26 protein-coding genes and 1 rRNA gene are annotated in these 17,630 nt (G+C 46.9%); 4 read left to right on the top strand and 23 right to left on the bottom strand.

Features of this window, described 5'->3' with window-relative positions:
• Positions 1 to 24 precede the first annotated feature (24 nt).
• The 23 genes from BUB56_RS13930 to BUB56_RS13830 all read right to left on the bottom strand — a co-directional run bounded on the left by BUB56_RS13930 (position 25) and on the right by BUB56_RS13830 (position 14,478).
• On the bottom strand, positions 25 to 264 hold the full coding sequence (locus BUB56_RS13930; RefSeq protein WP_110941915.1) for a hypothetical protein: 240 nt from the start codon (positions 262 to 264) through the stop codon (positions 25 to 27).
• Between the two features lie 18 nt (positions 265 to 282).
• On the bottom strand, positions 283 to 1,134 hold the full coding sequence (locus BUB56_RS13925; RefSeq protein WP_110941914.1) for a hypothetical protein: 852 nt from the start codon (positions 1,132 to 1,134) through the stop codon (positions 283 to 285).
• A 39-nt stretch (positions 1,135 to 1,173) separates the two neighbouring features.
• Positions 1,174 to 1,758, bottom strand: a complete 585-nt coding sequence (locus BUB56_RS13920; RefSeq protein ID WP_110941913.1) for a phage scaffolding protein — start codon at positions 1,756 to 1,758, stop codon at positions 1,174 to 1,176.
• Positions 1,759 to 1,889: 131 nt separating this feature from the next.
• Entirely contained in the window at positions 1,890 to 2,951 is a 1,062-nt protein-coding gene (locus tag BUB56_RS13915; RefSeq protein ID WP_110941912.1) for a minor capsid protein, read from the bottom strand.
• Complete coding sequence (locus BUB56_RS13910) at positions 2,948 to 4,417, bottom strand: phage portal protein (RefSeq protein ID WP_110941911.1); 1,470 nt, start codon at positions 4,415 to 4,417, stop codon at positions 2,948 to 2,950. Before BUB56_RS13910 ends, BUB56_RS13915 begins: the two co-directional genes overlap by 4 nt.
• A gap of 10 nt (positions 4,418 to 4,427) precedes the next feature.
• Positions 4,428 to 5,699 carry a PBSX family phage terminase large subunit gene (locus tag BUB56_RS13905; protein ID WP_110941910.1) on the bottom strand — a complete coding sequence of 424 codons (1,272 nt, stop codon included), beginning with the start codon at positions 5,697 to 5,699 and terminating at the stop codon, positions 4,428 to 4,430.
• A complete protein-coding gene (locus tag BUB56_RS13900) occupies positions 5,677 to 6,177 on the bottom strand; it encodes a terminase small subunit (RefSeq protein ID WP_110941909.1) in 501 nt (166 codons plus the stop codon). The genes BUB56_RS13905 and BUB56_RS13900 overlap by 23 nt, the downstream gene beginning before the upstream one ends.
• Positions 6,178 to 6,362: 185 nt before the next feature.
• Entirely contained in the window at positions 6,363 to 6,878 is a 516-nt protein-coding gene (locus tag BUB56_RS13895) for a hypothetical protein (RefSeq protein WP_110941908.1), read from the bottom strand.
• Between the two features lie 30 nt (positions 6,879 to 6,908).
• Positions 6,909 to 7,301: a single-stranded DNA-binding protein gene (locus tag BUB56_RS13890; RefSeq protein WP_110941907.1), complete on the bottom strand. Its 393-nt coding sequence runs from the start codon at positions 7,299 to 7,301 to the stop codon at positions 6,909 to 6,911.
• Between the two features lie 142 nt (positions 7,302 to 7,443).
• Positions 7,444 to 7,704 (bottom strand): DUF551 domain-containing protein, encoded by a 261-nt coding sequence (locus tag BUB56_RS13885; protein WP_110941906.1) that lies wholly within the window; start codon positions 7,702 to 7,704, stop codon positions 7,444 to 7,446.
• Between the two features lie 13 nt (positions 7,705 to 7,717).
• Positions 7,718 to 8,440 (bottom strand): DUF5131 family protein, encoded by a 723-nt coding sequence (locus BUB56_RS13880; protein WP_110941905.1) that lies wholly within the window; start codon positions 8,438 to 8,440, stop codon positions 7,718 to 7,720.
• Positions 8,433 to 8,720: a chitinase gene (locus tag BUB56_RS13875; RefSeq protein ID WP_190014543.1), complete on the bottom strand. Its 288-nt coding sequence runs from the start codon at positions 8,718 to 8,720 to the stop codon at positions 8,433 to 8,435. The genes BUB56_RS13880 and BUB56_RS13875 overlap by 8 nt, the downstream gene beginning before the upstream one ends.
• Positions 8,704 to 9,396, bottom strand: coding sequence for a DUF6273 domain-containing protein (locus BUB56_RS13870; protein ID WP_110941904.1), 693 nt, complete (start codon positions 9,394 to 9,396; stop codon positions 8,704 to 8,706). Before BUB56_RS13870 ends, BUB56_RS13875 begins: the two co-directional genes overlap by 17 nt.
• Entirely contained in the window at positions 9,374 to 9,787 is a 414-nt protein-coding gene (locus BUB56_RS13865; protein ID WP_213951525.1) for a RusA family crossover junction endodeoxyribonuclease, read from the bottom strand. The genes BUB56_RS13870 and BUB56_RS13865 overlap by 23 nt, the downstream gene beginning before the upstream one ends.
• Positions 9,788 to 9,801: 14 nt before the next feature.
• Positions 9,802 to 10,662, bottom strand: coding sequence for an ATP-binding protein (locus BUB56_RS13860; RefSeq protein WP_110941902.1), 861 nt, complete (start codon positions 10,660 to 10,662; stop codon positions 9,802 to 9,804).
• Between the two features lie 4 nt (positions 10,663 to 10,666).
• Complete coding sequence (locus BUB56_RS13855) at positions 10,667 to 11,479, bottom strand: hypothetical protein (RefSeq protein ID WP_110941901.1); 813 nt, start codon at positions 11,477 to 11,479, stop codon at positions 10,667 to 10,669.
• A 30-nt stretch (positions 11,480 to 11,509) separates the two neighbouring features.
• Positions 11,510 to 12,265: a hypothetical protein gene (locus tag BUB56_RS13850; protein ID WP_110941900.1), complete on the bottom strand. Its 756-nt coding sequence runs from the start codon at positions 12,263 to 12,265 to the stop codon at positions 11,510 to 11,512.
• Positions 12,243 to 13,127, bottom strand: a complete 885-nt coding sequence (locus BUB56_RS13845; protein ID WP_110941899.1) for a PD-(D/E)XK nuclease family protein — start codon at positions 13,125 to 13,127, stop codon at positions 12,243 to 12,245. Before BUB56_RS13845 ends, BUB56_RS13850 begins: the two co-directional genes overlap by 23 nt.
• A complete protein-coding gene (locus tag BUB56_RS13840) occupies positions 13,111 to 13,359 on the bottom strand; it encodes a hypothetical protein (RefSeq protein ID WP_110941898.1) in 249 nt (82 codons plus the stop codon). The genes BUB56_RS13845 and BUB56_RS13840 overlap by 17 nt, the downstream gene beginning before the upstream one ends.
• A gap of 39 nt (positions 13,360 to 13,398) precedes the next feature.
• Positions 13,399 to 13,560, bottom strand: a complete 162-nt coding sequence (locus BUB56_RS19480) for a hypothetical protein (RefSeq protein WP_190014541.1) — start codon at positions 13,558 to 13,560, stop codon at positions 13,399 to 13,401.
• A 191-nt stretch (positions 13,561 to 13,751) separates the two neighbouring features.
• Complete coding sequence (locus BUB56_RS13835; protein WP_110941897.1) at positions 13,752 to 14,132, bottom strand: hypothetical protein; 381 nt, start codon at positions 14,130 to 14,132, stop codon at positions 13,752 to 13,754.
• Between the two features lie 2 nt (positions 14,133 to 14,134).
• Positions 14,135 to 14,290 carry a hypothetical protein gene (locus tag BUB56_RS19475; protein ID WP_190014539.1) on the bottom strand — a complete coding sequence of 52 codons (156 nt, stop codon included), beginning with the start codon at positions 14,288 to 14,290 and terminating at the stop codon, positions 14,135 to 14,137.
• A 17-nt stretch (positions 14,291 to 14,307) separates the two neighbouring features.
• On the bottom strand, positions 14,308 to 14,478 hold the full coding sequence (locus BUB56_RS13830; RefSeq protein WP_110941896.1) for a helix-turn-helix domain-containing protein: 171 nt from the start codon (positions 14,476 to 14,478) through the stop codon (positions 14,308 to 14,310).
• 217 nt (positions 14,479 to 14,695) lie between these two features.
• Between BUB56_RS13830 and BUB56_RS13825 the strand changes: the two genes are divergently transcribed.
• The 4 genes from BUB56_RS13825 to BUB56_RS13810 all read left to right on the top strand — a co-directional run.
• Positions 14,696 to 15,091: a helix-turn-helix domain-containing protein gene (locus tag BUB56_RS13825; protein ID WP_190014537.1), complete on the top strand. Its 396-nt coding sequence runs from the start codon at positions 14,696 to 14,698 to the stop codon at positions 15,089 to 15,091.
• 35 nt (positions 15,092 to 15,126) lie between these two features.
• Positions 15,127 to 15,786 (top strand): hypothetical protein, encoded by a 660-nt coding sequence (locus tag BUB56_RS13820; RefSeq protein WP_110941894.1) that lies wholly within the window; start codon positions 15,127 to 15,129, stop codon positions 15,784 to 15,786.
• Positions 15,783 to 17,306 (top strand): recombinase family protein, encoded by a 1,524-nt coding sequence (locus BUB56_RS13815; RefSeq protein ID WP_110941893.1) that lies wholly within the window; start codon positions 15,783 to 15,785, stop codon positions 17,304 to 17,306. The genes BUB56_RS13820 and BUB56_RS13815 overlap by 4 nt, the downstream gene beginning before the upstream one ends.
• 138 nt (positions 17,307 to 17,444) lie before the next feature.
• Positions 17,445 to 17,630, top strand: a 23S ribosomal RNA gene (locus BUB56_RS13810); the annotation flags it as partial.

Below are 17,630 nucleotides of genomic sequence, written 5' to 3'. Positions count from 1 at the left end.
CCTTATAAGGGAGGGGACGCCGGCTTATTCGCCGCGCGCCCCTTTGATCAAAGTAATTATTTCCGCGTTTGTGGCCTTTTCTGTGACTTCAAGGCCCATCTGTTCAGCCAAAGCCAACAGTTCGGCCTTTTTCATGTTTTCCAAAGGTTTTTCCTCGGCCTTTTCCTGGTATTCCTCATATAAAGGGGAAGTGCGAAGCTGATTTTCAACAATCGCGCTTCTCGGTTCCAGGATAGCGCCCGTTTCTTTATCCCTGAATTTCATCACCGGTCACCGCCTTTCTTACGACGCGGCGTAGGTGAAGATAAGGTCAGGAGTCAGAACTTTTGTTCCGTAATCATAGAACAAGGACACGCCGTAATCGTTGGAAAGAGGAATCTTTTCTGGTTCAGTATAGGGATAAGAAACCACGGGTTGAGCGATTGCTCCATCAATCATCAATACGGCATTCTGACCAGCAGGAAGATTGATAGAAGAATACACCCTAACGCCGTGGAACATTCCGAAAGATTCAGCTACAGTGTCTACATTCGGATTAGGAAGGGTGTCCAAAAGATTTCTGATCTTTCCGTAAAATGCTGGGGAACAAACAAGGTTCATGATTTCACGGGGAACGCCACGAACATAGTCATTTTTTACAGTTTCCAGCGTCTGAATATAGGCTTCTAAGATGTCAGCCAAGTTAGTTAACCCAGCGTCAGGAGTGAATGCAGTCCCGCCACCTTCAGCAAAAGCGGCCGCAAAAAACGCGACGTCAAGTTCGCTGGTCATTGTGCGAATGTGGTCGTCGACACGTCTTGCCATAATGCCACCCACGCCGAAGGTGTCAAGGTCAAACTTTGCGCATTCCTCGACTATTTCCTTATGCTGGTCAAGGTTTACAGTTATAGGCGGCGCAGTGATAGCGTCACCTTTTCCGGCGGCCCTTGCAGTTCCATAGTCTTTCGAAGTACTGTTTTTAAACCTTCTGAATTCCACGGAACCAGTGGCAGGGTTGCCAGTGTACGCCTGGGATTTAAGGGCAGAAGAAAGCGTGTTCTTCTGAACGTTTTCAATTACATATCCGTAAAGTTCTTTCAATTCGGCCTTTAAGGTTCCGGAATTGATAAGGCTAATTGCGCTGGTTCTTGCCATTAGAAATCATTCCTTTCTTTTTTTGATAGGTTATGGTTGTTAAAATATCACAGGTCCGCCCTGTGAGTCGATTTTGGGAGTTGCGCCAGGTTCAGCAGGCTTTGCTCCCTTAATCTCTGGATTTTGTTCCTGCGCCCTGAATAGATAGGGTTTGGTTTCTTTAATAGGCTTGATAAGGCTTTCCAGGTCACTTTTCAGGTTTCCTGATTCGTCCACTTCGATTTTTTCAAGGTCCAGAAGCGAAATGATGTCGGCCGGATCGTGCGCCTGGCCGGAAAGGGCAAGTCTTAAAGCTGTGTTCTTCTGGATTTTCTTGATTTCTGCGGCGTGGTTGTCTTGCAGGTTCTTAATAGTGTCCTGGGCGGCTTTAACGTCGTCAGCGATCTTCGCCGGATCGCCAGAACCGCCGATCGTCTTTAATGCGTCAGCGGCGGCCTTTAATGCCTTTTCGGCGCTTGCACTTTGCGACTTCAAGGCTTCGTATTTGTCGGCCGGAACATAGGACCCGTCGTTTCCGATCACCAGATCGACGTCTTTTCCGTCTTTGCCTTTACCTTTCAGGGCTTCCTCGACCTGTTTTGTCAGGTCCTCTCCAAGAAGTTTTTTGATTGATTCATGGATCATGGTTGACATTCTCCTTTCTCCGCTGTTTTTAACGTGACTTCCACACGCTTTGCGGTCCCGTCTGTTCGCCGGAACGGGTACGGCTTATTTTGGATATGAAAAAACGCCCGTGAAGGCGTTCAATCAACAAGTTATTCGGTTACTGTAACAGCTTTATTCTTTGATTTTTTCTTCTTCGTCTTAATGCCCTGGACTTCGGCCCATTCCTCATAAGTCATGTTTTTAGGCATTTTCTTTCCGGAATTGTACCAGTCCATTTCATCATGGGGATCATATTCTATGGTCGTGGACCGGCAATTCGGGTGCATAGGCGGGAAGTTTGTTCCTGGTTTGGCTTCATCTAAAGCAAAGTTTTTCCCGTCTAGACTTGCACAGACTTCACTTGTCCGGCTGTCCAGAGTAGCGACGAATTCATATCGCTTCACGCCTGCGGCTCTGTAAGCGGCCTTTTCTGCTTCGTTGTGGATATGGTTTGTTTCTGTCCTGATAAGCCGTTCGGCATTTTTATAAGACTGGCCCATTCGTGCCGATATTTCCTTCGACATGGCGACAATGCCCTTGCCCTGGATAAGTCCCTGGGTCGTAACCTCCCGAAGATGAAAGAGAAGGGCCTGTTTATTTTGCCATAGCCGGTCCGAAAACATGGCGCCGGACCAGGGATAAGAAACAACGCTTTCAATCATGCCGGCGTTTATCTTTGCGAACTCGTTTATAAAGCCGGCGCGGGCCTGTAGGTGATAGACCTTCTTATAATAGGCTTCGGTGAAGTTTTCGCCGAATTCAGCTTTCATCTGGGCAACGCCTTTAGTGAATAGGTCGTTCAAGATCATGTCTATTTGCGCGTATAAGGCTTCCAGGCGTGTTATTGAACTGCTATAGGATAAAGCGTCAAGTTGTGCCGTTAATAGGGCCTTAATGCGTGGGTCTGGTTCCTGGGCTATTTTGTTGACGTAGTCGGCCAGACTTGCTTTCCATTCCTGGAACTCTCTTTTGTTCAGAAGGCGAACGGCTTCTTCATAGGTCAGGCCGTGTTTGGAAGCATACCGGTTATAGAAGTCGTTAACTTCCTTCCGGATTGCTCTTGCGGCTTTTTGGTATTCCTCAAACATTTTAGCCGATAGCCTGGCGCCGCGAATATAAGATTCTTCTTCCAGGACTAAAGCGCGTCTTCTCCAATATTCCTTGCTTCTCATTCTTCGTCACCGCTTCCGTCGTCTTTCTCGTCGCCTTCATTTCTCACCCCCAGGTCATTATCAAATAAGCCGCTTCCGAATTCCTCCATAGCCTTTTTCCGTTCTTCCTCAATCCGTTTCAGTTCTTCGTCGGCGTCAGTAACCCACGGGTGATTCTGAATCTGTGTCCGTTTAGAAATGATTCCTTCGCTGGCCCTGATGTTGTTAATTATTTCAGTTTCATTGACCGGCATATCGACATTAAAGATAATGTCGAACTGTTCCTTCGTGAAGTCACCCTTGCCGATAAGCTGTAAGTAAACATCAATGAACAGCTTCAGGCGCTGGAAGGTTTCTTTCAGTTCGGTTCCCAACGCGTCACAGCCAGCGTCCAGGTCCATATAACGGAAATTGATAGCTGTTCCGGAAGCGTTCCCCAGGTCTGGGTCCTTCGTGTCGACGGCCGAAGCGAAGTCGAATACGTCGCGGCGCTGTTTATCCAGGAAGGCCATAACCGCGTCAATATTAAGGTCGGCCTGTAGCTTATCAACGCCACCATCAGAAGTAACTTTGATTGCCAGGTGTTCCTTCAGGTCCTTAATAAATTCGCCCAGGTCCTGGCCGCCATAGTTCTTCAGGATATATATAAACTTCGCCACGTCGCGAAGCACGTCGGCCGTTACTGATGTCTGCCAGTTAATATCGTCGATCAGGTCTTTCACGAAGTAACACAAGGGAAGTTCTTCGTCGTTGTATCTTAACCAGGCGATAGGGACTTCCTCCCAATTATAAGCCTTATTCCCGACGACAAAATGGCTTTCGGTATAGTCGTTTTCTTCGGTGCCGTATTCCTTATCGACCATGAACCTAAAGCCGCCTTCCAGACCGGTAACGAAGCGCTTAACGCCGCCAGGATACCAGAATTCGGCCCGTGTGATTGTGTGTTTGCGTGTCCCGATATAAACTATCTGGTCATAGAAGCGGATAAAAGCGTCAAGTTTTGTCCGTTCAGAATCGCGCCATAAAGGGATAATCTCGGTCGAAGGAATAAGCATAAAGGCCAGCTTGCCGTCTTCGTCAAAATAAGGCTGTATCCAGGCGATACCTGATTTAATCGCGTTTTTCCCAAGACTTTTAATTTTCTTGCGGAACCTTGCGTCGAATATTTCGCCCAGCGCTTCCGCGTATGCCTTATTACTGGTGTCAACGGTCCAGGGCTTCGAAAGAAGGTAATTGACCTTTTGGTCCACCAGCTTTTTAAGGATCGGGTGTTCGATTTTACAGTTTGACCGGTTGGCGACGTCGTTCGTCTTCCTCTGGACGTCTGACCGGTTCCTGTAATACTGTTCAGCTTCGACCATGATCTTGTATTGCTCGGACGACTTGAATTCTTTTATTTCTTCACCGACTATCTGGGCCAGCGACATAGGAACCTTTTCCGGATCGGAAAGGATCATCTTTATTTGGTCCATCTCGGTTAATGCCATGCTTTACACCTCACTTCAAAATCTCGATTGCGGAACCGCGGCGAATTCTTTCAACAGAATAGCGAAGGGCGGCCATAGCGTCGTCCATGAATTCGACCGGTTCGTCTATATACAACCCCGTTGTAGGGTCCTTTTTCCACTTCCATTGTTGAATTTCTTTAAGCGTGTTCACACAGGAAGGGTGAATGTGGATTTTTCGGCCTTTCAGGAAGTCAATCTGGGCCTTAACGCTTCCTTGTTCCTTCTTAACAGGGTAGGCCCTGAAGCCAGCCTTTTGCCAGGTCCTGATCCTGTCCGGCTCGGCCGAATCGCAGAACATTTCAACCCTGGGGTCAATGTTTGCTTTGCGGGCCAGGGCGATAATTTCTTCCGTGTCCTTCTCAAAGACGTATAATTCGGACCGGATATAAATTTCGCCGTCCTTGAAGCCAATACCCAGGATCGCGTTCGCGTGATTGAAACCGAAGTCCTGACCGTAATAAACCGAATCGAAGTATTCTTTTCCGGTGGGGAAGTCGTGAACCTCGAAGTTCGTCAATATCAGGCCGCCAAGTTCTCCCCATTCGCCCAGGCCATACACGCGATAACCTTCTGGGTCTTCAATCTTCCTGCGTTCCATACGCCGATAATAACCAGGGTCTATAAACCGGTTATCCTTATAAGTGGAATGGTGGGTTAAGACCTCCGGATCGGACCTATCAAAATAGCGCGCCTTTATCCAGTGGGTCGCGCTAACGGGGTTGAAGGTCATTGTTATTTGATAATATAAATTCGGGTTCAGGTCCGACAGATCACCACGAAGACGGTCGTCCAATATGTCAACGTCTTCCGCTTCAAGTTCTGTCGCTTCCTCAATCCATATCCAGGTCAGCTTCCCTTTTTTGAAGGTTATCGACTTAACCTTTTCGCGCTGTCTTTGGTCCTTAACCCCGCGGAATATGATCTTGTTTCCGGTAGTTTTGCATTCCAGAGATAAAGGGTTAAGGGTTATCTTCCAGATTTTCGGCGCGTGATTGCCGAACATTCTGTAAATGGCCGCCTGAAGTTCTGCGAAGGTACTATCGCGGTTAGTTTCCTCGACCTTACGAACAACAAGAAGGTTGGCGCCTTCATAAGCCGGATCGGATAACTTCGCGATATAGTCCTGGGCCACGTTGACCGATTTTCCGGAACCGGCAGAACCTTTTAATATACGGTAGCGGCCGCGCCACTCATTAACCGGTTTGAATATAGGGTTAAACTTTGCCTTTGTTATTACCTTAACCTTCGTCGCCGTAGTCATAGTTAATCACCACTGTAACGGGGACGTTGGATTCAGGATCATTATTGAACATTCCCAGATGTTTACCCAGCAGTTCAAGGGCTTTCAGCTTATCACACATTCGGATTTCGCGCTCCACACCTTCGCCGGCGTCCGTTGGTATGGTCTTAACCCTTACCGAAGCAATGGCCGCGGTATCATCTTCGGACGCGTTTTCCGATAGGGTGGCACTATCGAAGTTGATCACGTCGGCCGCGTTCACAAAGGCAATTCGGGCAAGTTCACGGACCACGCGATCCGCATTTATCCCAGTTCTTTTCGAACGCTCGGCCAGCGCTTCTTCTACACGCGCGCGAATGTGGGGTTTTGTTAGGTTTTCACTTCCTATGTCCCTTGCGCTGTTAGGACTGTAACCGGCCCGAATCGCGGCTTGTGTCGCGTTCAGGTCGATAAGGTATTCCTCGACAAACCGTTTTTGTTTCGCGGTTAACTTCGCCACGATTCATCACCGACCTTTCATATATTTTCACGCTGGGAAACAGAAAAAGACGCCTATTTAAGACGTCTTCTTCGGTTTCCCTATATTAAAGGAGGGGGGACCGCCCAGTCCCCAGGATAATATTACCATAGGGGTTTTTATACGAACAATGGCGTATAACTGCATACACTTGCAATCATTTGCAATCAAATTTTAACGCATTTTTCTTCATTCGCCGGAAGCCTGTTCTTTTCAGTATGCCAGAACCTTTTGACCAGGGAAGCAATTGCGTCTTTTCTTCTTCTGGCTATAGTCGAAACGTCGACGTTAAGAATTTCGGCCGCTTCCTCATAAGTGCGTTTCGGATAATAAAGGGTAAGTAAAACACATTTTGACTTCGTGTCCAGGCTTAATATGTTATGATAGACTGCTTCTATCTGACGCCTTCGTTCTTCCAACGCGGCGATATTTCTTTCCGCTCTTTTTCGCCTGCGTTCAATCGCTTCGACAATGTGAACCATTTTGCTGTCCGGATCGGAAGTGGTCTGAACGCGGACGTCGTCATATTTGATTGACGGGTAGGCCCTGGCCCTTATACTTTCCAGGTCCGCTTCCAGCGCGGCGCGTTCTGCTTCGATCTGCGCGTCTATGGTCATAATCTCCTGGTCGTGGTTCTGAAGTATGTCTTCAATGTTCCTGCGGATTCGTCTTTCTGCGTCCACGTCGATTCCCTCCCTTCTCCGGCCGGCCCGTTAAAAGGGGCAATCTTCGTCCATGTCCACAGGTATAAAATCACCGCTTGCGATAGCGTCTTCGACAGGACTTTCAAGCTGATTATCTCTTTTGGATTCGGCGAAGTAGACTGAATCGGCGATAACCTCGACTTCGCGGTGTTTCTTGCCGCTGTCGTCTTCCCAGGTCCGCGTTTGTATGCTTCCGACCAGGGCGATCCTGGAACCTTTCTGAAAGTAGTTCGCGCAAAATTCGGCTGTATTGCGCCAGGCAATAACCCTTATATAGTCTGTTTTATCTCTATTGAAGCGCCTGTCCACGGCCAGCGTAAAAGAACAGACCGGCGTTCCCTGTTGAGTATATCTCAATTCAGGATCACGGACAAGGCGTCCCAGAAGTTGACATTGATTCATTCGATTTCCTCCCATCTTCTAAAAGCGTTTTATTTGCCATTTAAGGGCTTCGTTTTTGCTCGGTAATATATTTGGTCGTCCTCGGTTGTTTTCGACGCTCCTGCGGCGTCCTGTGCGCCCAGGATTGAAAATATTTCTGTGCTTATAATGTTTCATTTGTTAATATCGTTTTTGGGGGTTCTGGTATGGGCATCCAGTGGGTAATTTTTACGCAATTTTCGCCAACTTCGCCCCCGGTAAACCATCCCTCATGATATAATTGCCTTTCGCCGTTTTGGTAAATGCCAAATCCTACTCTTCCTTTGGCGTCAAGACACAACACGATTTTGGAAATTCCATATTTCTCTATGCATTCTGGTAATCTGTCATTTACACTTATCCATTTCGTTTCCTGATTCTGCATATATAACACCACCTTACCAGGGATATTTTTGAATCAGGTTGTCGCCCCAAACCGGACGAAGACTTTCTTTCATAAAAACTGCTTCTTCTGTGCAAGCAAGGACTATGCTTTCAATCCATTCTCGCTTCGGGATTTTTTTATCTTTCCTGCTTCCGGTTTCTGCTCCAATAATGATCCACGGCGGCATGAACCCCAGATTTATTTCGCCGTGCATTGGTTCAATACTGAAATAAGTGTTGCAAGTCTGCGGCAGGTTAGCCAGTCTTCGCCAGACCCTTTCATAGTCGGTCTGATTCGTGATTGTAGTTCCATACCAGAAGTTAGGTTGTTCAGGAAGTTTGCCTTTGTAATATAGGTTTAAGTATCGTTCTGGATTCTTTGTCAGGAATAAATATCTATGGTGCGGGGCTTCTTTACAGGATTCAAATACCCTCAATATCCACCCGTCCGGAACCCAGTCGCCAAAAAGATCGCACATTGACCCGACAAAGATAACCTGGGGTTTATTTTTCTTTACCGGTTCATCAAGTCTGTATTTGTGGAAAGTAGGCATAAATCCCGCAGGGAAGGCATGGTCGCGGCGTTCAGATAATTCCAGAAGGCCATCTGATCCGACGCCATCAAGGCCGTGGAACCTTTGTGCGATCCTTCGCGCGTAGCAATAAGGGCAATCGTGAAGACAGCCAGTGACAGGGTTCCAGGACATAGTCGCCCAGTCAATTTTTGTTTTATTCATTTGCGCAACCTCCTTCCGTGGCGGCGGCTTTGGCCGTCATGATCTCTATTGACCGAATAAGGGTATATTCTGAAAATGCCATTTCGCGGACTGTGTCGGCCGTAAGTAGAACCAGGTATTCGTCGCCGTAACCGTCGTCACCATACTTCCGGCCGGCGCGCTCATTTGTCAGGTTCAGTTTGCGGCGTGCGTAGTTTTCGTCCTTTTGGAAGAAGACGGGACATATTTCAGTCCCGACTTCTTTTTCGACCCTGGCTTTAAGTTCAGAAGTCGTTATCATCTTCGATAACCTCCTTTTCCGTGCCTATTCGCCTGAACAGTTCTTCCACAAGCTGGCGCGTTGTGAAGCCTTCAAGCAGGGCGGAAGGGGAAAGGTCGACTTCGTCTTCTTCCAGTTCGACTTCGATTTCAGATTCCACATACAAAGCCGGCCGAACGCCCCCGCGGCCGAAGTACGCGTTGAGGCTGTTCAGCGTGCCGCCCGTGTAGACAAGCCGCGCGTTGCTCGAAGCGCCGGCGTACGGGGTTATAAGCCACCACCAGTCGTCCAGGTCAAGAAGTCCCTGTTCGCTGTACTTTCTGAACATGGCTTCAGTTAGCAGGCCGATTTTGTCAGTAACACTTCCGTAAGTGTTATTGCCGGCGCTGTCGGTAAGGTCCCATTCTGCCGGAATGATGTTTTTCGACAGGATCGGGCCGCCGGCTTCGTCAAAACTATTCAGGAAGTCACGGTTCAGATCGGCGCGAAGGGTGCTTGTCCGCCAGTTGTTCGCTTTCCAGTCTTCAGGCCGGTTCGGCTTAAATGGCTGACAAGTGAATGGCCGGTCGGCGATACACTCATCAGTTATCACCAGGGTTTTACCGTCTGCAAAATGTTCCAGAACTCTAACGGCCACAGGGCCGGCATGGAAAACAGTACCAGGTTTCAGGTGCTTAATTTTTACCTTTACGCTCATAACAAGGTTTACCTCCTTCATAATCTTCGATTACCACTTCAACCCGTGGATTTTTGGGGTCTACGGCGAAGCTGTCTGTAAAATATTCAATGTGTTTCCAGCCGTCGTTTTCCAGGACGCCCATCTGGACAAGGCTGTCCTGAATAAATTTCTTTGCAAAGGCAATATTATCTTTATCACGCCTTTTGTTAGGCTCTATCCAGGTGTAATGTATAACCACCGGTCCGGTGAAGCGGACGCCGCGAAGCTGGGATTTTATCATAAAGCCGATAACGTGTTCAGCTTGCTTCTTCATAGACGCCGCTTTGTACTTGCCTTTTTTGCCGCGTTCGGCTTCGATATATTCGTTCAAACCTGGCAGAAGGCCAGGGATAGTCAGTTTACAGCGCAATTCTTCACACCCTTTCATTTCAGACCAAGAAGTTTTTTGGCTTTATCTCTCCGTTCGTTCGCTATTGTTGTCCTTCTGGATTCCCCGACCAGCTTTAGCCGAATAGGACACATTTCCAGGACGCGATCATATATCCGCGCGTGGCCCAGGGAAGGCGGGTTCTTTAAGTCGTCCATTGACAGGTTCGTTGTAATGATCAACGGCATTCCGGACCTGGACCTGGTGTCAATTACGTTGTAGACTTGTTCGGTAGAATACGAAGTGTCCCGCTCCACGCCCAGATCATCAATCACCAGCAATTTATAACGCTGTAGCTTGTCAATGAATTCCTGACGTTCTTCACCGAACCCGAAACCCTGAAGTTTATTCAAAATCCGCGGAAAATTCGTAACACTAACCGGAACCAGCTTTTCTATAAGCGCGTTTGCTATGCAACAAGCCAGGAAGGACTTTCCGGTCCCGACACCGCCATAAAACAGGATTCCGATATTATCCTTAAACATTTCGTCCCAGTTCTCGACGTAACGCCGGCAGACTTCGGAAACCTCTGGGTTCCGGTTATCGTCCTGGTCGAAGGTGTATTGTAAGTACGCCGGATCGGTGATCCCGTCGCGGCGAAGGACTTCCATTCGCTGAAGGAATTGTCTTCGTTCTTCAGCCGCGCGTTCTGCTTCAATTTCCTTCTTCCTGCATTCGCATGCTATTCCGACGCGAATAACCCTTTCGGACTGGCCCCCGAATGCTGGAAGGGTTATGTCTTGTTGTTTCCTGGTGTGACACTTACCACACACAAGGAAACCTTCTTCGTCCAGGTAGTCGTCTTCATTACGGTTCTGAAGACTTGCGGCGACCAGCTTGTTCATAACCTCATTCATACCATCACCCCTTTAGGAAGTCTTCTCCGTCGTCGTAGTTCTTAAATGCAGGAGGGGACGGTCTTGCTTTATAACCTCCGCGGTCCTGTTCTTTTGATAGCCAGTTATTGATAAACCGAAGAATCCCCTTTTTGGTTTTTCGCTTTGAAGGGTTAGCGTCAAGCCAACCCTTCATTTTTCGAAGTTCCTGCATGACATCAACAGCCGGATATAGCTTTGTCCACTCCTCGACTTGTTCTTCCGTAACCGGATATTCGGTTTTATCATTTAACGTCAGTGTAATAATAGGAGGCGCTGTCGGCTGGCATGGAGCGGCTTCCGCTCCGTGCATACTTTCTGTTTCTTCTTCTGGTTCTGGTTCTTCTTCTGGTTCTGGTTCTGTATTTCGCAACCCTTTATGTAACCGTTTCTTAACTGCTTCCTCAACTCTTTGTAAAGGCTTTTCTAACGTTTGAATAAAGGTTAAAAAGTCGTCAAAAAGGCAATTATCTTCAAGTTCATTTATTTTTTTAACTGCCGCTTTTTGCATATTAGGGTTTTCGATAGCATTATGACGAAGAAACTTTCGAACCAGTACAATAGAAACGGCTTCATCATAGCCTATCAAACCGACTTCGCATAGCGTTCCTAACACTTTCGAAACCCTTTCGACACTCCATCCTAAATCTGCCGCAATGTACTTTTTGGGCAGACGATAAAAGCCGATAATGTTTCGGTGCGGGCAGGTGATTAGGTAGAGAAATAATAGTTTTGCTTCGTCGGGCAAATCCTCTACTTTCCTATCTGTCCAGAATGAATCGTATATTCCTGTATACATTGATACACCCCCTTTCGACCATTAGAATAATTACGCTTTTCTCTGGCAGGAACGGCACAATTCGCGGCCATACTTCTTCATGGAATACTGCTGTTCGGCTGAAGATATGGGACCACCACATTCAGGGCAAACGGGGCCGCTGGACGCTCCCTGTGGGGCCTGCTGGGCCGTTTGTCTTCCTGCCTGGGCGTTTGTATTAGCTGAAGGTCCTGGCGCGTTTGTGGTTGTTTTCTGGGCGTTCATATCAAACCTGACATTGCCGTTTCGGTCTACAATAACCAGTTCTGATATTTCGCGGCGGTCGTTATAGCCGATATGGGCCACAGAAAAGCGCGTACTCGGAAAACATCTGTAAATTTCCTTTTGGCCTTGCCTTTCGACGTAATATTCAGAATCCACAAGTTCAACGTAGATGAAAGGGGCGGTGTAAAGTTCACGGCCGATCCCCACGTTGAAACCAGCGCGCTTAAAGGCGTCCGAAGCCTGGCCTTTTTCCTTTTCGGTGTTACTCTCGACGCCGACGTCCTGTTTTCTGATCCAGGCTTTCTTCGTGTCGTCCCAGATGTCGATATTACAAAACAGGTTTCCGTTTATAACCTCATGGGTTCTTTGCCAGTTGGAAGGTCCGAAGACTTGGTCAAGAATCCGCATATCGACGCGGGCGTCTTTATAAATCAGCAACACAGCGCCGACGCGGCCGGCTTTATTCTTGCTGACACTCTGAACACGACATTCAACATCTTTGGCAGACAGCAAAGGAATTTCAAACTGCTTTACTTCCGCCATTACCGTTCACCACCTTTTCCCTGTAGTAATTACAAAATTCACAAGCCGCGCAGTAATCAATGCACTTCTTGTCCTCACCAGGGCGGACCTGAATTTCGTCGCCGCCATTTTCGGACATCCATTGTTTAGCTTCCTCCATGCTGTCAAGGACGCGAAGGGCGGTCTTACGGCCTTTTCTCAGAACCGCGAACTTGTCGCCGCTGTTAAACCTTTCTTCTGGCGTACAGATCGGAAGTTCGTCGTCTGGTAGTTTTTCAGCGGCCGCGATTTCCTTGAATTTAGCTGTCAGCCATTCTTCACACTCGGCAAAGTCAGCGTCGGTAAAGGTAAACTTTACAGTTTGGACAGGATAAGGCGGATAATCGGCCTTGATTTTAGCGTCGCGCTTGCTGTGGTCTTTTAGGAAGGCCACCACCTGGGCGCCCTGGGCGTCAAATCCGATCTTGCGTAACATATAGCAGTAAATAAGAAGCTGACGGCGCCAGTCCTCAAAATCTCCGAATATGATCTTCCAGACCGAAGCGGTCTTGTAATCGGTAACTATTTTTGTTTTGTCGTTATAAAGGTCAAACTGACCGGACAGAATATAATTACCAAAAGGAATTTTAATGCGTTCTTCCTTCAGTTCGTGTTCGCCTTCCTCGTGCCTTTCAAGAACGGCATGGACGGCGGTTCCGAACAACAGCCAGACCATATCCGACACGTCACGCTCGATCTTTTCGTGGTGTCTGCGTTCCAGGATCGTTTCCCTGACGCCTTTTAGAAGGGAAGTGACGCGATATTCGTTTGGCTCAAAGATATAGTCACGCTGGGCCAGGCTGACAAAAGGGGCGGGAAGGTTGAATTTATTCGTTATGATCATTGTCCTTGCCCCCTTCCTGGGTCTGGCCGGCGGTCAGCTTTGCGATCTGCTGTTTCAATTCGGCGACGCGTGCTTCGGCCTTATCGGCGCGATCTCTTTGTGTCTGGTAGTCCTTAAACCACATATCAGAAGAAGTTTGGGCGGTTTGTAATTGCTTTTTAAGTTCCTGGTTTTCGACCAGAATATCGAAGATGAAAGCCTTTACGGCTTCGGTATCATATAGATTCAACACTTGAAAAACCTCCTTTAATTCGATAGAATGAAATAAAACTTAATTCTTTTCTTTAGGGTTAGGACCGTTGCGCTTTGTGGTGATTGCGTAGCGGTCTTTTTCTACTGTTTCAATAGTGATATGTTCTTCGCCCAGAAGCAGAAGGGCTTTGACGACCTGTGCGACCTGAACCGGCGAAAGCGTCTTCGGCTTGTACTTCATACTGCTTGTCCCTCCTTTCCGAATATTCTTCAAACCCTCCGGCCAGGTAAGTAAAGAGGACCCACAAGGCCAGGAAGATTATTGACCTGATAGTTCCTTCGAAAAGGGGAAGCGTGTCACATTCAACCGCTCCAACAGTCCCGTACATAAGAAAGAACATAAGGAAGGCGAAAGATCCGAACACTTTCTTTTTATGTTTCTGCCAAAGTCGTTTCAGGATGATCACCGCCTTCCTCTTTTTCGTAATAAAAGCTGATTATGCCATCTTCGATTCTTGCTGGATACTTTTTGTTAATGGCAATGTGAAGGCTATTTATAATTTTTCTTGCACTTACTTCATACTGGCAACCGTACATAAATCCGGCCATTCCACGACCGTTTTCCCCTGGCATAAGGAAAATTCTTTTTGAATCTTCGTCAACCCCTATAATGACACGGTCGTGGAAACCAAACGCGTCCCTGGCATACGAATTAAATCGAAACGTGTTTCTGGTTACGGTTATATAAAGTTTTTTTGAATCTGGCGCCGTTTCAAATTCAGAGTATGGCGACACATACCATTTAATAGGCATTCCTATTCAACCCCCTCCTTTTCGCGTTCACGCTTCCATTCTTCAAACCGTTTGTTGACCTCTGGGTCACTAAAGTATTCAGCTACAGCGACGATTAACGGCTTCGCCAGGCGATCAAGTTGATAGTTCGGTATATAGATTGTCTGTGCTTGTCCCACAAGCGACCCCCCTTTTTTTATTTTGTTCGCCTTGCTTCTTCAAAGGCTTCCAGGTCTTCCGGCTTCACGCGATAGCCCTTACCGATCCTGATTGCAGGCAATTTTTTTTCGCGTATCCAAGCCCAAACGGTTATAACCTTGACGCCGTATCTTTCGGCTACCTGCTCACAGGTCAGGTATTTTTCCATTTTTTAACCTCCTTTCTGTTGACTTTACTTCGGTTTACTTATATAATAGAGTTGATGAAGACCTATTTTATAAGTTAAACCGAATCCGACAGATGTGTGCTTTTCTGTTGGCTGATTTTGTTTGCCCTAATTTCATAGGGTTAACCTTATTATAATTCGGTTTACTTGAATTGTCAATAGTATTAACCGAATTTTTTTAGTTAAGGTGGTGTGTTTAGTGAAACCAGGAGAAAGACTTGTTTTGGTGGCAAAACAAAAAGGGATAAGTCAGAAGGAATTAGCTAAAAAACTGGGGGTTTCTGCGTCGACAGTTTCAGATTGGGCGAACGGGAAAACCGAACCTAAAGGACCTAACCTGATTAAAGCGGCTGAAATAATAGGGGTGTCAGTTGACTATCTTGCTGGAGGACAGGAAGTTGTGACGGGTAATGTTCATACAAATAACGGAATTATTGGACACGCTCATGCGCCGGTAACTATTATCAACGGGTCAGAAAGATTTTTGACCGCTAATGAAATAGAACTCTTGAACATATTTGCTGAACTTAATGCTATGAATCAGGCGAAGGTACTTGTTTACGCTAATGAATTAAAAGAGAAGCAGAACAAATAAAAAAGACCACCGAAGCGGTCTGAAAGGAGGTATATATGGCAAGTGTAAAGAAGTTTGCAATATATGCACTGCGTGTGGTAGGGGTTTTATGGATTTTGTTCTGCATACCCGGTGCGTTTGCTGTAGATTATATTTTTTTAATTGTTGCGATTCCTGGACTAATACCGTTCTTTATAAAGGTGAGTTCCAAGGCGACAAAGGCAAAGATAGATCCCATAACACTACAACGGATTGCTCGCGAAAAGCAGATTTATTCTGAATCTGTTGACATCATGAAAAACACGAAAAGCATTCAGACATTCCTCCAAAGGTATTCAGACGTAGAAAGGACGGCAAGGAATATAATTTCTCTGTCAGGTGGTTTTGAACAATTCGATAATGTCAGCCTATTTTGTGACATTCTACCGAAAGTCATAGAAAAGGAAATACAATCAGCCCAGGCATTGAAAACAACAAAAGGCAGAAAAGACCGGTTGATGAAGATAATAAATATGCTGGAAGCATTTGAAAGAGAAGATGATAAAATCGACGAAGCAATTTCCGCCCAGCAACATAGAATATTCCTGATATTAGAAAAAGACGTGGATTGGTCAAATGAGAAAATGCCGGACATATCATTTACAAAAGAAAAAATCGAAAAGCTGATTGAAGAAAGGGCGGCGGAGCTATTAAACGGGCGTGGTGGCTCCCTATGAACGCGGTTATCTATGCCAGGTATTCGCCAGGGCCTGACCAGACAGACCAGTCTATCGAAGGTCAGCTTCGCGAATGCTATGAGTTTGCGGAACGAAATAACATAAACATTGTAGGCGTTTACACAGATCGCGCCTTAACCGGAAGAACTGATCAGCGCCCAGATTTTCTTCGCATGATAGCAGACAGCGAAAGCCGGAAGTTTGAAGCGGTGATTGTCTGGAAGCTGGACCGTTTCGCGCGGAACAGATACGACAGCGCTATATATAAGGCAAAGCTGAAGAAGAATGGTGTCAGGGTTATATCGGCCAAAGAAAATATATCCGATACGCCGGAAGGTATTATTCTGGAATCAATGCTGGAAGGAATGGCCGAATATTATTCCGCCAACCTCTCCCAGAACATTAAGCGCGGCATGAAGGAAAGCGCGTTAAAATGCCAGGTCACCGGCGGGAATATAGCGCTGGGTTACAAAATAGGACCTGACAAGAAGTTCGTTGTCGATCCGGCAGAAGCCGCGATCGTCAAGGAAATATTCGAAAGATACGCCAACGGACAGACGGTAACCGAAATAATCACCGAATTAAATAATCGCGGTTGCCGAACGTCGCGGGGGAATAAGTTTGGCCCGAATAGTCTTCATAGGATTTTAAGGAATGAAAAATATATCGGCGTCTATAAGTGGAACGACATTATAATTGAAAACGGCGTGCCGGCCATCATAGACGAAGACCTTTTCCGAAGGGTTCAAGAAATGCTGGCCGTAAATAAAAAAGCGCCGGCAAGGGCGGCGGCTAAAATGGACTATTTACTTTCAACAAAGCTGTTCTGTGGTAAATGTGGAACCAATATGAACGGCGAAAGCGGGACAAGCAGAACGAAAGGCAGGAAATATTATTATTATAAGTGTGCGAAGGCCAAGCGCCGGCGCGGCTGTAATAAGAAGCCGGTCCGTAAAGACTGGATCGAAACCCTGGTCGTTTCAGAAACCGTCCGCCGCGTCCTGGTTGATGAAGTTATCGAAATGATCGCCGACAGGGTTATTGAACTGCAAAACCAGGAACGGGACAAAAGCGTCCTTCGCGCTCTTGAATTAGAACTGGAAGGCGTTAAGAAGTCTATCGCTAATCTGATAAAGGCTATTGAACTCGGTATCTTTACAGAATCCACACAGGCGCGCTTGTTGGAATTGGAGAAAGAGAAAAAGGACCTGGAAGCCAGGATCGCCCATGAAGAAATAGTCACACCAAAGGTAACCAGGGAACAGGTTGTCTTCTGGCTAAACCAGTTCAAGGGTGGTGACATAGACGATCCGGAATACCAGCGATTGATTATTGACGTCTTCGTTAAAGCGGTTTTCGTCTATGATGATCATATAACGATTACCTATAACTACATTGATGAAAGCGGGCGGCCGCGTACCGTAAACATAGAGGACAGCGGCTTCCCGACTGATCCGGTGAAGGGTTCGACTTTGAAGTCCAACCCTCCACCAACATGTACCTTGAAAACTGAACAATGAAGAGAAACAGCGGTTGAAAGTTGAAGGAGAAAGGTTGAAGGTTCTAGGGAGTGCCTTTGGGGTTAAAACCCAAAAGATAGACCCCAAAACATTCAACATACAACCTGCAACATTCAACACAAAACAAATACAATTTCTGGTCAAGTTATAAAGAGCATAGGGCGAATGCCTTGGCACCAGGAGCCGAAGAAGGACGTGGTAAGCTGCGATAAGCCTCGGGAAGCCGCAAGCAGGCATTGATCCGGGGATTTCCGAATGGGGGAACCCAACTAGGGTAATACCTAGTTGCCCACTACTGAACAAGTAGGTAGTGAGGAGGCATAC

Origin of the sequence: Geosporobacter subterraneus DSM 17957, from assembly GCF_900142145.1 — a bacterium.
GTDB lineage: Bacteria > Bacillota > Clostridia > Peptostreptococcales > Thermotaleaceae > Geosporobacter > Geosporobacter subterraneus.
The sequence above is the reverse complement of the archived record's forward strand: the minus strand, read 5'-3'. Positions and strand labels throughout refer to the sequence as shown.

Bases quoted from the DNA above. Each gene is read 5' to 3' on its own strand.
- BUB56_RS13850 (WP_110941900.1), bottom strand. From the start codon at position 12,265: ATGGCGGAAGTAAAGCAGTTTGAAATTCCTTTGCTGTCTGCCAAAGAT.
- BUB56_RS13880 (WP_110941905.1), bottom strand. From the start codon at position 8,440: ATGAATAAAACAAAAATTGACTGGGCGACTATGTCCTGGAACCCTGTC.
- BUB56_RS13905 (WP_110941910.1), bottom strand. From the start codon at position 5,699: ATGACTACGGCGACGAAGGTTAAGGTAATAACAAAGGCAAAGTTTAAC.
- BUB56_RS13860 (WP_110941902.1), bottom strand. From the start codon at position 10,662: ATGAATGAGGTTATGAACAAGCTGGTCGCCGCAAGTCTTCAGAACCGT.
- BUB56_RS13930 (WP_110941915.1), bottom strand. From the start codon at position 264: ATGAAATTCAGGGATAAAGAAACGGGCGCTATCCTGGAACCGAGAAGC.
- BUB56_RS13870 (WP_110941904.1), bottom strand. From the start codon at position 9,396: ATGAGCGTAAAGGTAAAAATTAAGCACCTGAAACCTGGTACTGTTTTC.
- BUB56_RS13875 (WP_190014543.1), bottom strand. From the start codon at position 8,720: ATGATAACGACTTCTGAACTTAAAGCCAGGGTCGAAAAAGAAGTCGGG.
- BUB56_RS13855 (WP_110941901.1), bottom strand. From the start codon at position 11,479: ATGTATACAGGAATATACGATTCATTCTGGACAGATAGGAAAGTAGAG.
- BUB56_RS13925 (WP_110941914.1), bottom strand. From the start codon at position 1,134: ATGGCAAGAACCAGCGCAATTAGCCTTATCAATTCCGGAACCTTAAAG.
- BUB56_RS13845 (WP_110941899.1), bottom strand. From the start codon at position 13,127: ATGATCATAACGAATAAATTCAACCTTCCCGCCCCTTTTGTCAGCCTG.
- BUB56_RS13815 (WP_110941893.1), top strand. From the start codon at position 15,783: ATGAACGCGGTTATCTATGCCAGGTATTCGCCAGGGCCTGACCAGACA.
- BUB56_RS13910 (WP_110941911.1), bottom strand. From the start codon at position 4,417: ATGGCATTAACCGAGATGGACCAAATAAAGATGATCCTTTCCGATCCG.
- BUB56_RS19480 (WP_190014541.1), bottom strand. From the start codon at position 13,560: ATGAAGTACAAGCCGAAGACGCTTTCGCCGGTTCAGGTCGCACAGGTC.
- BUB56_RS13915 (WP_110941912.1), bottom strand. From the start codon at position 2,951: ATGAGAAGCAAGGAATATTGGAGAAGACGCGCTTTAGTCCTGGAAGAA.
- BUB56_RS13820 (WP_110941894.1), top strand. From the start codon at position 15,127: ATGGCAAGTGTAAAGAAGTTTGCAATATATGCACTGCGTGTGGTAGGG.
- BUB56_RS13835 (WP_110941897.1), bottom strand. From the start codon at position 14,132: ATGCCTATTAAATGGTATGTGTCGCCATACTCTGAATTTGAAACGGCG.
- BUB56_RS13890 (WP_110941907.1), bottom strand. From the start codon at position 7,301: ATGAATCAATGTCAACTTCTGGGACGCCTTGTCCGTGATCCTGAATTG.
- BUB56_RS13885 (WP_110941906.1), bottom strand. From the start codon at position 7,704: ATGCAGAATCAGGAAACGAAATGGATAAGTGTAAATGACAGATTACCA.
- BUB56_RS13830 (WP_110941896.1), bottom strand. From the start codon at position 14,478: ATGGAAAAATACCTGACCTGTGAGCAGGTAGCCGAAAGATACGGCGTC.
- BUB56_RS13920 (WP_110941913.1), bottom strand. From the start codon at position 1,758: ATGATCCATGAATCAATCAAAAAACTTCTTGGAGAGGACCTGACAAAA.